Here is a 13,919-nt window from a genome sequence, read left to right as displayed (position 1 = left end):
GCAGGTCACCAGAGATGTGTCGGGTCGCTGCCGCTTCCGGCTACCGGGCGGCGGGCATGGTGCCATCGCGCCAGTCGTTCACACGCTTGCGGATGCTGGGAACCATCGGAAGGTGTTCGACCTCTTCGGGCTCGAACCAGCGCACGTCCGTGGATTCCTCGGACACCGCCAGGTGTCCGGCCACGGGTCGCGCGAGGAAGCAGACGGAGAACTCCTGTCGCACCTCACCGTCGTCGTAGGCGAAGACGTGATGCGGGTTGGTGTACGTGCCGACGATGCCGACGATCTCGACATCGAATCCGGTCTCTTCGCGGGTCTCCCGGACGGCGCAGTCAGGCAACGACTCTCCGATGTGCATGGCGCCCCCGGGCAGCGCCCACATGCCGTTGTCACGGCGACACTGAAGCAGGATGCGCCCGGAGTCGTCGACAACGACCGTGGAGGCGGCGGGAACCAGACTGTTCGCCGCCGGGGCGTCGGGATCGTCCTCGTAATCGCGCCTACCCATCGCTTTCCCCTTCCCATACCGGAGTGCCCCGGTTCCACAGTTCGTCAACGTGAGAAGCGAAGCGATCAAACATGCCGTCGTCCTGGTGACGGCGCAGGTGCAGTGTGGGGGCATCGTGCCCAACTCTGTGCGTCAGCAAGGGCGTAACGATCATGTCGTCATCGAAGCGGAACACGGACAGGTAGGCGTGTCCGTCGCTATATCGCACGTCAATCCCCGACTGGCTTCTGATTTTCTCCAGCTCGGCGAGTGTTACACGGATACGGGTGGAGAGCGTGAGCGCAACGTTTTCGTCCTGTTCACGCGAGCGCGTGAGGTCGCTGTCAGGGTCACCGAGCAGAAATCGGACTCGGCATCCCTGGGCGGCTTTGCGACGCAGCGCGGTACCGAACCGAGCCTGTTCGAGCCACAGGAAGTAGTTGGTGTAGCCCGCGAAAGTCAGCTCTCGCTCAGCCTTGGTGATCAGCGAACGCCACAGAGAGGCTGGACAGCCGGAACGGTAGGGATAGACGGACACGACCTCACGGTCCGGACCGACCTTAATCGCCTTCTTTGCTGCCGCTGGCCACAACACCGCCTCATCCTCTCCGAGTGCCTCGCAGACGGCCCATCGCTGGCGGGCACGAGGAACCCGCCCCGCCTCCGTGACCCACCGGCCGACCGTTTTGATATCAACGCCGCACTTCTCCGCCAACTGGCGATCTGTCATTCGCGCTTGAGCCATGGCGCGGCGAAGGGACTCGTTCACAGGTACCCCTTGGGACGTTAGGAACGCTTCTTACGTTAGTCCCGCACCGTGCCTAACGGTCTCCGAACGAAGTAGGAACGGCCTGTCCAAACCGGAAGTGTGGACTGGTGACCGCCGGGAAGACCCCCGCGGCCGTGGTGGACGGTCCGGGGGTGCGGCCATCAGCTACGTGGAGTTGACGACATGAACCACCGCATCGCCTGCCTCTCCGAACCGCTGTTGCGGCTACTGCACCCTGCCCAGGGCCGCCATCCGTTCCCCGTCCGGCCCGTGGGTGTGCCGATCGCGTGGCTGGTCCACGAGGCGGAGGCGTCGGCATGACGGGACACATCGACGTAGCACGGCTCCTGCCTTGGACAGGCCCAGAGGGCAAGCCGTGCTACCTCGCCGATGACGGTTCCGGCGGCTACCTTTCCCGCCTCGCGGACAACATGGAGGCGATGCAACTCGGCTTGGCCGCCGACCTCATCGAGGAAGCCAGAGGCGTCCTCGACGGGCGCAAATGGACTCCGGGTGAGCTCCACTTGCTGGCAATTCAGCTGGCCGAGGCTCCTACCGACGTGCACCGAGTCGCGGCCAGCCGGGGCGCGCGCCTGGCCGATTCCGTCTGGGGTGACCCCAGCGTGACCGACATCGAGGATGACGAGGGCGGCAACCCTGCGCGGTGCTCTGAGGCGTCCGCATGAGCCGCGCCGTGCTGCGCTACGTACCTCACACGATCCGGCATGTACCGGACGGCGGAGTCACCTTCGAAGCCTTCTGCGTGGCGTCTGGGTGCGACGAGACATCCGGCCCCCAGGGAGAACAGGAGGCGGCTCAGGACTGGAGCCTGCGTCATGCCGGCCGCACGGGGCATGACCTCTTCCGCCGTGTCGTGACCGATCATGCCCGCGTCGCGCGCGATGAATGACACCGGTGCGCTCGGCGACGCCGAGCAACACGGTTCAGCGAGTCAGCTGCCCCGTCCACGCCTCCTCCGGGGCACTGGACGGGGCTCCGTCTGTTGACCTGACGAGCGCGACCGTGTGGAGCCCCCTATCTGATGTCCTGCCATACCTAGCCAACTCCTTTTGTCCACTTGCCCGTTGACCGCGCCACCATCAACAATGCGCATGACAAACCGAGCTCCTTCATCATCCGAGCACCCTCAAAAAGGGAACCCCCACATGAAGAAGTCCTTCGTCGGCGCACTCGGCGCCGTCAGCGCCCTGCTGCTCGCCGCGGCGGGCGCGGCACCCGCCGTCGCCGCCCCGTCCGCCGCCACCAAGGCCGACGCGAAGCCCACCGTCAAGGCGGTCAACTTCGCCGGCACGGTCGCGCTCAGCAACTGTTCGGGCTCCGTGGTCCGCGCCCCCGGCTCGCAGCCCAACGACCCCGCGCTCGTCCTCTCCAACGGCCACTGCCTCGAAAGCGGATTCCCCGCCGCCGGCGAGGTCATCACCGACCAGCCGTCGTCCCGCTCCTTCTCGCTGCTGAACGCCTCGGGCTCCAAGGTCGCCACCCTGCGCGCCAGCAAGGTCTCGTACGCCACGATGACCGACACGGACATCTCGATCTACCAGCTCACCCAGACCTACGCCCAGATCCAGAGCAGGTACGGGATCAGCGCGCTCACCCTCAACGACACGCATCCCACCCAGGGTTCGGCCATCAAGGTCGTCTCCGGGTACTGGAAGCGGACCTACAGCTGCAACGTGGACGGCTTCGTCTACCGGCTGAAGGAGGGCGACTGGACCTGGAAGGACTCGGTCCGCTACACCTCGTCGTGCAACACCATCGGCGGCACCTCGGGCTCCCCGGTGATCGACACGACGACCGGCAAGGTCGTCGCCGTCAACAACACCGGCAACGAGGACGGCGAGCAGTGCACGGAGAACAACCCGTGCGAGGTCGACGAGAACGGCAACGTCACCATCCACCAGGGCATCAACTACGCCCAGGAGACGTACATCATCGTGCCCTGCATAGGCGCGGGCAACAAGATCGACCTGAGCCGGCCGGGCTGCGTGCTCCCCAAGCCGTGACGCTCACCCCGCTCCTCCCGTAGGACAGCGGCGCCTCCGCCTGAGCGGGGCGCCGCTGCCGTCGTACGGAAGGTGTTACGGCAGGGCGTGGACGTGCGGTCCCACCGCGCCGGACCAGGCGTTGCCCGACTTGGCGTCCCAGTTGGTGGACCAGGCCATCGCGCCGCGCAGACCCGGGTACGTCTTCGACGGCTTGAAGGAGCCGCAGTTGGTGCCCTGGGTCAGGCAGTCCAGGGCCGCGTTCACGACCGCCGGGGAGACGTAGCCGCTGCCCGCGCCGGACGCCGACGCCGGCAGGCCGAGGCCGACCTGTGAGGGGGCGAGACCGCCCTGGAGCTGGATGCAGGCCAGCGCGGTCAGGAAGTCGACCGTGCCCTGGGAGTACACGTTGCCGTCGCAGCCGTTCATCGAACCGCTGTTGTAGTACTGCATGTTGACGACGGTCAGGATGTCCTTGATGTTGAGCGCCGTCTTGAAGTACTCGTTGGACGGCGACTGCATGTCGATGGTCTGCGGGGCCATCGTGATGACGGTCTTGGCCCCGCCCTTCGCCGCGATCGACTTCAACGCCTGTGTCATGTAAGTGGAGTTGAGGCCGTTCTCCAGGTCGATGTCGACGCCGTCGAAGCCGTAGGTCTGCATCAGCGAGTAGACCGAGTTGGCGAAGTTGGTCGCCGACGTCGAGTCGCTGACCGAGATCGTGCCGTTCTGGCCGCCGATCGAGATGATCACCGACTTGCCCGCGGCGTGCTTGGCCGCGATGTCCGCCTTGAACTGGTCGACGGTGTAACCGCCGAGGCCGTTGGTGTCGAGCGTGAAGCTGACCGCGCCCGGGGTCGTCGTGGCGTCCGCGAAGGCGACCGCGATGATGTCGTAGTTCGCCGGCACGTCGCTGATCTTCTGGACGGTCGCGCCGTTGTTGAAGTTCTGCCAGTAGCCGGTCACCGCGTGCTTGGGCACGTTCCCACCGCCGCCGGGGGTGCCGCCGGTGGCCGAGGTGGTGGCGGTCACCGGCGCCGACTTCGGCGACTCGCCCGCGGCGTTGGTCGCACTCACCTGGAACTGGTACGAGGTCGACGCGCTCAGCCCGGTCACGGTCGCCGAACCGCCCGTCGCCGACTGCACCTTGGCGCCGTCCCGGTAGACGTTGTACCCGGTCGCGTTGGACACCGCGCCCCACGACAGGTCCACCGAGGACGAGCTGACCGAGCCCGCCGCGAGGCCGCCGGGGGCCGCCGGAATCGTCGGCGCCGGGGTGCCGCTCCCGCCGCCGTCGGGCCCGTACACGGAGATGTCGTCGGCGTAGTAGGCGCTCTGGCCGTACCAGCCGTGGGTGTAGATCTGCACCGAGGTCGTCGAGGCGCCGGTGGTGAACGTCGTGGACAGCTGGCCGTAGCCGCTGCCGGTGCCCGGCGTCCAGGTGGAGACGTCGGTGGTGCCGGTGCCGCTCGCGCCGAGGTAGACGTAGCTGCCCTGGACCCAGGCACTCAGCGTGTACGTCGAGTTGGGCTTGACGGCGACGGTCTGCGAACACTGGGCGGTGTCGGAGCCCGAGGGGGTGGCCTTGAGGGCGGCGGCTCCGCCGTGCACGGGTGCGGCGACGGTGGCGCCGCTGCCGGCCGAGCAACTCCAGTCGGCCAGGCCCGACTCGAACCCGGCGTTCTGGGCGTTGTTGACGTCGGCCGCCTGGGCGGTGCCGGAGAGCCCGGCCATGGAAAGGGCGCCGGCCGCGGCCACGGCCAGAGCGAGCCTTGCGTGTCTCGCGCGGTTCACGTGCTGCCTCCGGGAGGGGAGTGGGGAGGAAGGGAGTGGGAGTGGGGCGCCTTGGTGGCACAAGATGGTCCAGACCAATTGGGTTGTCAAGACCTCTGGCGCAGAGGGGTCGTTGGACTGTGCGGTCGGCGGATGCCACTTCGCGCTGGTGGATCCGCACCTCGCCGCCCCCGGCCGCTGCCCTCGGTCCCGCGGTGTGCGCCGGGACAGCCCACTCGGCCTGCCGGGAGGCGTGGTGCTCGAACGCCTCCGGGCTTTCGTCAACCGGCATGCAAAAGAGCTGAGTTGATGCTCGGCCTGCAAGGCGCCGGTCCGCTCCCTGTCTCGCCCACCCCCGGGACGCGGCCCCCGTCACCGCCCGTGCGAATCAACCCCGGCCCTCGGCTCGCTGGTCAAGAGCGGGACCGCCGGCCACCCTGCTCCTGACCTCCCGGCCGCCGGGACCGATCGCCCGGCGGAACGTCTGCGGAGGTGTCGGCGGGGCGTCAGCCGGTGACGCGGACCGACTTCACGATCTTGTCGAGGTCGGATTGCGGGAGCGCGTCCCGGGTGCGGATGATGCGCACCAGGAAGGGATCGCCGTGGCCGTCCAGGGCGACGACGTCCGTTGCCTCCACCGAGGTGCCGGACGGCGGGGCCTGGTCCTGCCCGTTGGACTCCTGGGGGGCGTAGTCCATGCGCTGTGCCTTGTCGGTCCCTTGCACCGTCACCGACTTCTGGTCGGTCGTGCCGCCACCGAGCACATACGTCGCCTTGGCCCCCATCGCGGCCATGTCGACGTCGGACGTCTGCATGAACTTCTTCTGTACCGCGATCTTGGCGACGATGCCGCCGCTCCTGGTCAGGGTGGCGGCGACCTCGTTCGTCTTGGCGAGTTGCCCGGCGGGCACGGTCTTCCAGCCCGCGGGATGGTCGACGGCGACTCCCTGCGCGTCCAGCGTCTCCCAGCCTTGAGGCGTCGCGGCCTTCGGGTCGCTTCCGCAGCCGGTCACCAGCGCGGCGGAGAGGGCGACGGCGCATGCTGTGACGAGGCCGCGGAATCCGGGGCGCAGGGAATGGGTGATCATGAGGAGGCTCGCTCTCTGGTGGTGCCGTCGTGCCGTGGTGCGGTAGGCCGGATCAATTCGCGCAGTAGCTGTACGGAAGATAACCACGCTTTCCGTCCCGCGGGGCACCGAGGAATTCGGCGTCTCCCAGCTGCTGGGTGTCCTTCGAGAACTGGGCCTTGTAACCGAAGCCGACGGACGCCAGGTTGATCTCGAAACCGAGTTCCGCGGCGTTGCTCACACCGGAGTACGCGGTGCGGCTGGACTGGCCGCGCTCGAACATCATCTTGTCGAAGTCGGTGCCGTTCTTCGGCTCGCTGGTCGGAGCGGCGTCCGAGAACAGGGTGGTGAAGGGAGAAGTCTTGTCCTTGTTACCGCTCAGCCAGCTCTCCGCGGTGGCCCGGTCGTGGTCGGTCACCGATTGCTTGGCGGAGTCGTCGCTGTCCTGGAAACGGATCGTATTCGTCACCGTCTCGGTCTGCGTGGCATCCGCCGATGTGCTCCCCGCGACCTTGCCCTTGGGCTTCTTGCCGCTCTCGGGGTCCTCCGTGGAGCCCTCCTTGCTCTTGTCGCCGGAGAGCTTTCCGCTGCCCTTCGCCTGGCTGGTGTGGGTGATGACGATCGACTTGAGCTTGTTGTGGTCCTTCGGGTCGCGGTTGACCGTCACCGAAGCCGTTCGCTTCCCGGAGAGGTCACCCTTCACACCGGTTCCGCCCCCACTCATGTCGAGGCTGTTCCCGCCCTCCAGCTCGAAGGTGTACGTCATGCCTTCGACATCGTGGATGGTGTCGTGCGTCAATGTCACGGAAGGGCTCGCCTTCACCTTGCCGCCGAGCTTCGCGGAGAGCACGTCGCTGTCCTCCTTCGACAGCTGGAGGCTGGCGTTGGCGGTGCCTTCCGCCCCGATCGTCCCGTAGGAGATCTTCTGGCCCTTGACGGTGTCGTTGATCTCCTTGTCGAGCTTCAGGAAGCGATCGGCGGCTCGCACCGAGACGTAATCCCGGCCGTACTGCATCGCGGCCTTGGCGCCGGCCCGCTCGTCCAGTTTCTTGAGGAAGTCGTCGCGCTTCTTCGCCGTGTCGAACTCGAAGGTGTCACCGCTGGTGAACTTGAGGCCGCCCTCCACCTCGACCTCGGCGGGCTGCTTCTCGAACTCCCCAGCCTCCATACCGAATTTGGGCTTCCAGGAAGCACCCAGCTTTCCGGCCTCGCTGAAGGTGATGCGGTATTTCCGGACGGGGTTTCCGTCCTTGTCCTTGTCCTTGGTGCTGTAGTCCTGTTTCTGGAAGCCGTACTCGTTCCCGATCTTGAACCAGCCGAGCTTGACCTCGTTGCCCGCGGTCGAGGACTCGTTGTGCGTATTGCAGAGTGCGGGCTCGAACTGTGCGTCGGTAGGCCCCTGGTCGGGCCCCGCGGCCGTGCTCGTCGTCGCGCAGCTGCCGCCGGTGACCTTGCAGATCTCCGCCCGGATCCGGTTGGAGACCGCCTGCCCGAGCGAGGTGCCGCTGAGTGCGGTCACGACCGCCGCGACCACCACGATGGTGCCCATGTACTCGGTCGCGGAGGCACCGGTGTCGCCCCATCCATGGACGGCTCCGGGGGCGCCGCGGCGTGACCCGAGGAGGTGGTCGAGCGCGAGCCCGGCGATGCTGCCGAGCACCGCCGCGGCCGCCATCATCGAGAGGCCCTCGACGGTGAGGAAGTCCCACGCCACCAGCAGCGCCCTGGCGGCCGCCAGCACCGGCATGGCGAGCGCCGCCACGAGGTACAACACGCGGGAGTCCCGGTGCGGTTCGGGCAGTATTCGGGCCGCGATCCAGACGGCGAGGACGGTGCCCAGGACATTGGGCAGATAGATCAGCGCGAGGCGCCAGCCGAAGGAGCCGAGCCGTTCGGCGTTCGCGAACGCGTCGTAGGCGAAGCCGAGCAGGAAGCCGGAGCCGTACAACACGACGATGCCCGCCGCCCAGGACCGCATCAGAGGGAAGAAGAACCCGGTCCTCTCCCGGGAGGACGCCGACCAGGCGGTCCCCCCGTTCCCCGTGGAGAACCCGCCCCGTATCCCGCCCATGTGCTGTACCCCTCTTGCCCGGTGGTGCCGCAAGCACGTTAACGTGAGCGAAACTCCCAGGTCATGGGCCCCCGGGCCCACTCAGGACCCAAAGATCATCAAGGTGCGGACGGCATGACGGAGACCCTGACCACCCTGGCGCTGCTGGTGCTGCCGACCATCGGACTGGCCGCGCTGCTCGCCCATCTCGTGCGGCGGCTGCTGCGGATGCGCCGGGTCGTCGTCCACGGCGAGGCCGCCGAGGCCGAGTGCGTCGAGGTGCGGGACATCGCCTCGAACTCCACCGACATGGACGGGTCGCGCTACCACATCTTCGCGTTCGTGACCCGTGAAGGCCACCGCGTCACGTACACCGAGGACGCGGCGGCCCCGTACACCCGGGTCGGATACCGCACCACCGTCCACTACGACCCGGCGGACCCTCGGCGAACGGCCACGATCGCGGGCCGTGACGACCTCGCACCGGTGCTGGTGCCGGGCTGCGCCGCCCTCGGCGTCGCGGCCGTGCTCGCCGTGCTGGTGTGGATCGACCTGTCGGTGCTGTTCCAGTAGCGCAACGAGCACCGCTCCCGGAGCCCGAGCCCGGCAGGATCAGGAACGCCCCAGCCGCGACACGATCAGCCCCGCCGCACACCCCGTCACGAACACCGCGTTCGACATCCAGAACGTGATGCCACCGAGCCCGCCCATGCGGTCCCACTGCATGCTCAGGGTCAGGAGCTGGGCCGCGACCGGGACGGTGAGGGCCGCCGGCAGGTGCCGGCTCGGAAGGGCGCAATGGGGGGCCCGGTGCACACGGGCCGCAACCCAGGTGGCGAGGGCGAGGCATACCGCGTTCGGCAGATGGACCAGGAGCAGCGCGCTGCCGAAGGAGCTGGGCCCCGCGTCTCCTACCAGGGGCGCGTTGATCAAGGACATCTGGATGTACTCGGCGATGACGAGCACCACGATGCCGGCTGCCCAGGAACGCACGAGCGCGGACAGCGCGGAGCTTTCGCGGTCCTCCGGCGGGGCGCCCGGATAGCTGTACCGCGTCATGACTACCGACCTCCGAGGACCGTGAACAGGAATACCGTGGTGAAACCGAGCGTCGCGAATCCGCAGCCGACGACCAGCGCCACGCACTGCAGCACGGGCGACCAGGTGCCCCGACCCGCGATCGTCGCGGTCCGCACCGGATCTGCCGGGTCGTACGCGACGGTCACGGGGGTGCCGACCGCCATGGACCAGCCCGCCAGGTCCTCGAACTCGACGGGCCGCCCTTGCGCGGTGCGGAAGGCGAAGAAGTGCCGCTTCGCGTCGACGCTCACGTTGTCCCGCTCGATCCGTACGCACTCACCGCCCGTTCGTACCCCGTGTCGCAGCATCCGCGTCACGGTCACGAGGCGCCGGGCGTACTTCCACGTCAGGCTGCCGAAGAGCAGTACCAGCAGGCCGAAGGCGATGGGGCCACCGCCGGGGACGTCCATCGCTAACGGACCTCGACCGACTTGACGATCTTCTCCAGGTCGCCGTCGTCGAGCTTGCCCTTCTGGGCGTCGACGCGGACCGCGAAGGCCTGCTTCCGGGAGTCGAGACCGGTCACGATCACCCCCCGGATCCGGGTGCCCTTGGGCGGCAGATGGTCTTCCCCGGTTGAGGAGAACTCGAACTCCACGCGCTTGGCAGCGTCCGTTCCCGCCACCTTGACGTCGGTCGTGTTCAGCAGGGTGGCACCCAATTGGATGCCCGCCTCGGCGCCGATCGCCGCCTCCTCCGCCGAGTCGGCGTTGGTGAAGCCGATCTGGACGGTGATCGTGGAGACGGTGATGCCGCTCTCGGTACGGGTCGCGGCCGCCGCGTTGTACTTGCTGCGCTCGGCCGCGCTCTGCGCCACGTAGCCCTTGGGGTACGAGACGTCGACGGTGGGTGTCTTGAGCGTGCCCCAGCCGTCGGGGACCGAGGCCGCGCCGCCGGCCTTGTCACTGCCGCAGCCGGCGAGGAACGCGACCGCGAGCACGCCGCTGCCCAGCGCGGCCGCGGCGCGCCTCGCGGTGGTGGTCTTCATGAGGTGCTGACTCCTGTTGTCGACATCGGCAGGGGGCACAGGTCAGTTCGCACAGTAGCTGTACGGGACGTAGGAACGCTGGTCTCCCTTGGGTGCCCCGAGGAACTGGGCATCGTCCAGGATCTGCTCCTTCTTCTCGGTGCTGACCGAGAAGCCGAGGCTGAGCCCGAGGTTCAGCTCGAAGCCGTACTCCGCCGCGTTGGTCTCGCCGGTGTACTTCGTCACGCTGGACATGCCCTTGTCGAAGAGCATCTGTCCGAACGGGTCGTCGTTGCCGGGCCGCTTGGTCGGCGCGTGGTCGTCAAACATGTAGGTGAAGGGAGCCGCGTTGTCGCCGTACCCGTCCAGCCACTTCTGTGCGATGTCGCGGTCGTGCTGGCCCTCGGTGCCGGGCTTGAAGGCGACCGAATTGGTCACGACGCGGATGCCGCTCTGGCTGTCGGTGCCCTTGACGCTGCCGCTGGTGTCGCCTTTCTTCCCCTTCACGCCGTCCTTCTGGCCGCCCTCCTCGACCGTGCGCGTCATGTCGATGCGCAGCAGCTCGCCCGTCTTCTTGTCGTGCGTGACGGTGATCGTGCCGGTCTGGGTGGTGTTGGCCGAGGCATCTCCGCTGATCGGCCCGGCCTCGTAGCCGACCTTCGTGCCGTACTCGATGGACGAGGAGTACGTGTACGACTTGGTGCCCTTGAAGTCGTTGTCGGTCCAGGTGACTTCCGGCGAGAACTTGAAGTTGCCGCCCAGCGACGCGCTCAGCTTCTTCTCGTCACCGGCCGAGATCTTCATGCCACCGGACGCCGAGGCATCCAGGCCGACCTTGCCGTAGCTGATGTGCCGGTTGCCAAGCGCCTTCTGGATCTTGTCGTGGAGCTTGTCCTCCTCGACCAGGGGGCCCTTGCCGAAGAGCGCCAGAATGGAGTTGCCCACGCTGGCGTCGCCCCCGCCGGGCGCGGTGCGCGCGTACTCGTACGACTTCAGCTTCTCAAGGTCGTCGCGGAACTTCTTCGCCTCGTCCTCGCTCTTGAAGACCCAGGTGTCGCCGTTGGTCACCTTGAATCCGGCGCCCAGCTCCACCTTGTCCGAGCCGAACTTGCCGATCTTCATGCCGGGTTTCCAGTCCTTCTTCGCCGCGACCGAGGCCGCGTCGGTGAAGGTGAGCATGACCTGCTCGTCCTTGTCGTCGACCTTGCCGTCGCCGTTGATGTCGCTGTTGGCCTTGAAGGTCTGCTGCTGGAAGCCGTATTCCTGACCCCATTCGAAGAAAAGGATCTTGGCCTTGGCCCCGGCCTTGTCGGTGATCGAGGAGATCTGGCAGAGCGGGGGCTCGTAGTCCTTGTCGGTCTTGGGCGGGTCGCCGGCTTGGTTGGACGTGGCACAGTTGCCGCCGGTCACCTTGCAGATGGCGGCGGAGATCTTGCCCGCGATCTGCTGCCCGAAGCCGGTCGTGCTCACCACACCGATCACGGCCGCGACGACGACGATCATGCCCATGTACTCGGTTGCGCCGGCCCCGCGGTCGCCGCGCGGCCCCCGTCGGCGTTGCGGCCGCTCCTCGCCACGCTCGGACTCGGTGCTCGCGGCTCTGAACGCCGGTGGTATCGACCCGTCCCCCAGCACCATGGTCCCTGCCCCCAACTGTGCGTCGTCGTACCTCGGAGGCACCTCGTGGCACCCGTCCGGTCCGCACGGTATCGGTGTGATCCATGAGGTACATGGGCCCCCGGGCCCAAAGCCGGGCCCATCCGGTCGGGCGCTGGATCGGACCGAACTGGTTGCCCGTTCACGTTTCATTCGGGTCTCGGCTCAGCGGGCCGTACATGATCTTTGCGACCGAATCGCCCCTGTATATAAGGAGATGCGCCTTATACGGATACCAACAGGGACGGGCGGGCGGTTCTCTGTGGCGTAAGTCGTGGATAAAGTGCCACGTGAGAGGAGAAAGCAGAGGTCATTCGCGGTCGCGGCGGAATTCGCGACGACGGGGAGCGCGGCTGTGGACGCGTGAGTGAACGGGGGAGTAGGACGTGCCAACGGCAATCGCTGTGACCAGCCCTGACTTGGTGTTGGCTCCGGCGGATCAGCGGACACCACCGGCGGCGCTGCTTCAGTCGCCCGCCGCCCAGCCGCTCGACTCCGCGCTGTTCGAGATGCATTCCCTCCTCGAACAGCACGGCCATCTGATCGCTGTCTACCCGGCCTCGATCGCGCCGGCCCACGAACAGCGCCTGCACATGGTCAGATCCGTACTCGAAAGCGATCGGATCGTGCTGTTCAAATCGTCGCTGCCGCCGCTCGGCACCGCCATCCTCGCCCTGCAGTTGCGCCAGCTCACGCTCGGCGGCTTCAGCCCCGGCGTGATCGCCTCGGCGGCCCGGCTCTTGCCGCACTACATCCACGCGGGCGCCGTCCTCAACTCGGTCACCAAGCTCGACCGGGTGCCCGTCTCGCTCAAGTCGCATGCCAAGTCCTGGCTGCCCGGCACCCAGTTCGGCGTGCTGGCCCATCCCGAGCCGCAGCTGGTCAAGATCGGTGCGGGGCAGTTGAAGGGGCCGGAATTCGCCAGCCACCTCCTGGTCGCCAACGGACAGCTGCAGACCGACTGGGTCACCGCCACGCTGGCCCCCAGCTGGCAGGTGCAGGCCGTCCACGAGGCCCCGCTGCCCGCCGACTCGGCGCACTGGTGGGGCACCGCCAAGCTGGTCGAGTTCGCCTCGTACCTGCCGGACGCCAACGTCATCCATCAACTGGTGGCGTCCGCCTGGCGCGTTCAGTGCCACTGGTGCGGCATGGAGCTGATCGGTGATCGCTGCGGCTTCTGCAACTCTCCCCTCCCGTCGGCCTCCACGGGATCCACCCCTGTTCAGGAGAACCAAACGGGTGGCTCAGGTGTCCTGAGCCAGGGAACCCGCGCTCGCCACCGAGGCTGAACGCCTCTCCGCGGCCGCACTTGGCCGCTCTGCCCACGTCCCCACGCCACCTAACGAGGTTGTACGGTTCATGAATTCCCGTCAGCGCCGCGGCGTCATATTGCTGCTTGTCTCCGTTCTTTGCGCTTTTGGCGCCTTCGCCGGGGTGCTCTCGGTGATCAGTGATGCGAACTCGAAGGTCGGGCCGGAAGTCACGGCTTATCGAGTGAAGGACGACATCCAGCCCTATACCACGCTCGATGCCGCTAAATTCGTCAAGACTTCCATGCCGAAGCGCTGGCTGTCGCCGAATGCGGTCACGGACATTTCGACGGTGGACGGCAAGGTCGCGATCACTCAGCTTCGCGCGGGCTCGCTGCTGCAGACGGACATGATCGTCAAGCAGCCCGAACTCAAGCCGGGCGAGCAGGAGATCGCGATCCTGGTGGACGCCGCGACCGGCGTGGCCGGCAAGATCACGCCGGGCTCCACCGTGAACATCTTCGCCACGTTCGCGGGTCTGAAGCAGGGCGACGCCCCCACGTCCAAGATCATTGTGTCCAATGCCCGGGTGCTCGACATCGGCAAGATCACCGCGCTGGACCCGAACAGGGACGACAAGAGTCAGGCTTCCGGCCAGTCCGTTCCGATCACTTTCGCCCTCAAGAGCCTCGACGCCCAGCGCGTCGCCTACGCCGAGTCGTTCGCCCAGCACGTGCGGCTCGCCCTGGTCGCCCCCGGCAGTGACACCACCATCCCGCCGAGCGATCGCACGTACCGCCTCGACAAGGACCAGTGA

At 67.3% G+C, this 13,919-nt stretch carries 16 protein-coding genes; 7 read left to right on the top strand and 9 right to left on the bottom strand.

From position 1 onward, the window contains the following. Nucleotides 1-40 precede the first annotated feature (40 nt). Nucleotides 41-508, bottom strand: a complete 468-nt coding sequence (locus OG522_RS14140) for an NUDIX domain-containing protein (protein WP_329463337.1) — start codon at nucleotides 506-508, stop codon at nucleotides 41-43. Then, entirely contained in the window at nucleotides 501-1,256 is a 756-nt protein-coding gene (locus OG522_RS14135; RefSeq protein WP_329463336.1) for a helix-turn-helix domain-containing protein, read from the bottom strand. Before OG522_RS14135 ends, OG522_RS14140 begins: the two co-directional genes overlap by 8 nt. A gap of 183 nt (nucleotides 1,257-1,439) precedes the next feature. Here OG522_RS14135 and OG522_RS14130 point away from each other — a divergent pair, with 183 nt between their 5' ends. The 4 genes from OG522_RS14130 (at nucleotide 1,440) to OG522_RS14115 (ending at nucleotide 3,280) form a co-directional block, all read left to right on the top strand. Next, a complete protein-coding gene (locus OG522_RS14130; RefSeq protein WP_329463335.1) occupies nucleotides 1,440-1,577 on the top strand; it encodes a hypothetical protein in 138 nt (45 codons plus the stop codon). Next, on the top strand, nucleotides 1,574-1,942 hold the full coding sequence (locus OG522_RS14125) for a hypothetical protein (RefSeq protein ID WP_329463334.1): 369 nt from the start codon (nucleotides 1,574-1,576) through the stop codon (nucleotides 1,940-1,942). Before OG522_RS14130 ends, OG522_RS14125 begins: the two co-directional genes overlap by 4 nt. Continuing rightward, nucleotides 1,939-2,166, top strand: coding sequence for a DUF7848 domain-containing protein (locus tag OG522_RS14120; RefSeq protein WP_329463333.1), 228 nt, complete (start codon nucleotides 1,939-1,941; stop codon nucleotides 2,164-2,166). The genes OG522_RS14125 and OG522_RS14120 overlap by 4 nt, the downstream gene beginning before the upstream one ends. A 256-nt stretch (nucleotides 2,167-2,422) precedes the next feature. Beyond that, nucleotides 2,423-3,280 carry a S1 family peptidase gene (locus tag OG522_RS14115; protein ID WP_329463332.1) on the top strand — a complete coding sequence of 286 codons (858 nt, stop codon included), beginning with the start codon at nucleotides 2,423-2,425 and terminating at the stop codon, nucleotides 3,278-3,280. Nucleotides 3,281-3,355: 75 nt separating this feature from the next. Here OG522_RS14115 and OG522_RS14110 read toward each other — a convergent pair whose 3' ends face one another. The 3 genes from OG522_RS14110 to OG522_RS14100 all read right to left on the bottom strand — a co-directional run bounded on the left by OG522_RS14110 (nucleotide 3,356) and on the right by OG522_RS14100 (nucleotide 8,170). Further along, nucleotides 3,356-4,993 carry a chitinase gene (locus OG522_RS14110; RefSeq protein ID WP_329467581.1) on the bottom strand — a complete coding sequence of 546 codons (1,638 nt, stop codon included), beginning with the start codon at nucleotides 4,991-4,993 and terminating at the stop codon, nucleotides 3,356-3,358. Nucleotides 4,994-5,538: 545 nt separating this feature from the next. Further along, nucleotides 5,539-6,120 (bottom strand): hypothetical protein, encoded by a 582-nt coding sequence (locus tag OG522_RS14105; RefSeq protein WP_329463331.1) that lies wholly within the window; start codon nucleotides 6,118-6,120, stop codon nucleotides 5,539-5,541. A 52-nt stretch (nucleotides 6,121-6,172) separates the two neighbouring features. Next, nucleotides 6,173-8,170 carry a hypothetical protein gene (locus tag OG522_RS14100; protein ID WP_329463330.1) on the bottom strand — a complete coding sequence of 666 codons (1,998 nt, stop codon included), beginning with the start codon at nucleotides 8,168-8,170 and terminating at the stop codon, nucleotides 6,173-6,175. Nucleotides 8,171-8,284: 114 nt separating this feature from the next. Here OG522_RS14100 and OG522_RS14095 point away from each other — a divergent pair, with 114 nt between their 5' ends. Continuing rightward, nucleotides 8,285-8,722, top strand: coding sequence for a DUF3592 domain-containing protein (locus OG522_RS14095; RefSeq protein WP_329463329.1), 438 nt, complete (start codon nucleotides 8,285-8,287; stop codon nucleotides 8,720-8,722). A 39-nt stretch (nucleotides 8,723-8,761) separates the two neighbouring features. Here the strand turns inward: OG522_RS14095 and OG522_RS14090 are convergent, their stop codons facing one another. The 4 genes from OG522_RS14090 to OG522_RS14075 are packed head-to-tail and all read right to left on the bottom strand — an operon-like array spanning nucleotide 8,762 to nucleotide 11,705. Then, complete coding sequence (locus OG522_RS14090) at nucleotides 8,762-9,208, bottom strand: hypothetical protein (RefSeq protein WP_329463328.1); 447 nt, start codon at nucleotides 9,206-9,208, stop codon at nucleotides 8,762-8,764. A 2-nt stretch (nucleotides 9,209-9,210) separates the two neighbouring features. Further along, nucleotides 9,211-9,639 carry a DUF3592 domain-containing protein gene (locus tag OG522_RS14085; protein ID WP_329463327.1) on the bottom strand — a complete coding sequence of 143 codons (429 nt, stop codon included), beginning with the start codon at nucleotides 9,637-9,639 and terminating at the stop codon, nucleotides 9,211-9,213. A 2-nt stretch (nucleotides 9,640-9,641) separates the two neighbouring features. Then, nucleotides 9,642-10,217, bottom strand: coding sequence for a hypothetical protein (locus OG522_RS14080; protein ID WP_329463326.1), 576 nt, complete (start codon nucleotides 10,215-10,217; stop codon nucleotides 9,642-9,644). A 42-nt stretch (nucleotides 10,218-10,259) separates the two neighbouring features. Then, the gene (locus OG522_RS14075) at nucleotides 10,260-11,705 is read right to left on the bottom strand and encodes a hypothetical protein (protein WP_329463325.1); all 1,446 of its coding nucleotides are present in this window, start codon (nucleotides 11,703-11,705) and stop codon (nucleotides 10,260-10,262) included. A gap of 551 nt (nucleotides 11,706-12,256) precedes the next feature. Between OG522_RS14075 and OG522_RS14070 the strand changes: the two genes are divergently transcribed. Together OG522_RS14070 and cpaB are read left to right on the top strand one after the other, a co-directional pair. Next, nucleotides 12,257-13,141, top strand: a complete 885-nt coding sequence (locus OG522_RS14070) for a hypothetical protein (protein ID WP_329463324.1) — start codon at nucleotides 12,257-12,259, stop codon at nucleotides 13,139-13,141. Nucleotides 13,142-13,211: 70 nt separating this feature from the next. Further along, nucleotides 13,212-13,919: a Flp pilus assembly protein CpaB gene (gene cpaB, locus OG522_RS14065; RefSeq protein WP_329463323.1), complete on the top strand. Its 708-nt coding sequence runs from the start codon at nucleotides 13,212-13,214 to the stop codon at nucleotides 13,917-13,919.

This window comes from Streptomyces sp. NBC_01431 (assembly GCF_036231355.1).
Taxonomy (GTDB): domain Bacteria; phylum Actinomycetota; class Actinomycetes; order Streptomycetales; family Streptomycetaceae; genus Streptomyces.
Note: the sequence above shows the minus strand (reverse complement) of the source record. Positions and strands in the feature narration are given on the sequence as shown.

What these genes read in the sequence shown, in the direction of transcription:
- OG522_RS14120 (WP_329463333.1), top strand. Translation starts at nt 1,939, where the DNA reads ATGAGCCGCGCCGTGCTGCGCTACGTACCTCACACGATCCGGCATGTA.
- OG522_RS14105 (WP_329463331.1), bottom strand. Translation starts at nt 6,120, where the DNA reads ATGATCACCCATTCCCTGCGCCCCGGATTCCGCGGCCTCGTCACAGCA.
- OG522_RS14090 (WP_329463328.1), bottom strand. Translation starts at nt 9,208, where the DNA reads ATGACGCGGTACAGCTATCCGGGCGCCCCGCCGGAGGACCGCGAAAGC.
- OG522_RS14115 (WP_329463332.1), top strand. Translation starts at nt 2,423, where the DNA reads ATGAAGAAGTCCTTCGTCGGCGCACTCGGCGCCGTCAGCGCCCTGCTG.
- cpaB (WP_329463323.1), top strand. Translation starts at nt 13,212, where the DNA reads ATGAATTCCCGTCAGCGCCGCGGCGTCATATTGCTGCTTGTCTCCGTT.
- OG522_RS14125 (WP_329463334.1), top strand. Translation starts at nt 1,574, where the DNA reads ATGACGGGACACATCGACGTAGCACGGCTCCTGCCTTGGACAGGCCCA.
- OG522_RS14095 (WP_329463329.1), top strand. Translation starts at nt 8,285, where the DNA reads ATGACGGAGACCCTGACCACCCTGGCGCTGCTGGTGCTGCCGACCATC.
- OG522_RS14110 (WP_329467581.1), bottom strand. Translation starts at nt 4,993, where the DNA reads ATGGCCGGGCTCTCCGGCACCGCCCAGGCGGCCGACGTCAACAACGCC.
- OG522_RS14130 (WP_329463335.1), top strand. Translation starts at nt 1,440, where the DNA reads ATGAACCACCGCATCGCCTGCCTCTCCGAACCGCTGTTGCGGCTACTG.
- OG522_RS14080 (WP_329463326.1), bottom strand. Translation starts at nt 10,217, where the DNA reads ATGAAGACCACCACCGCGAGGCGCGCCGCGGCCGCGCTGGGCAGCGGC.
- OG522_RS14085 (WP_329463327.1), bottom strand. Translation starts at nt 9,639, where the DNA reads ATGGACGTCCCCGGCGGTGGCCCCATCGCCTTCGGCCTGCTGGTACTG.
- OG522_RS14100 (WP_329463330.1), bottom strand. Translation starts at nt 8,170, where the DNA reads ATGGGCGGGATACGGGGCGGGTTCTCCACGGGGAACGGGGGGACCGCC.
- OG522_RS14075 (WP_329463325.1), bottom strand. Translation starts at nt 11,705, where the DNA reads ATGGGCATGATCGTCGTCGTCGCGGCCGTGATCGGTGTGGTGAGCACG.
- OG522_RS14140 (WP_329463337.1), bottom strand. Translation starts at nt 508, where the DNA reads ATGGGTAGGCGCGATTACGAGGACGATCCCGACGCCCCGGCGGCGAAC.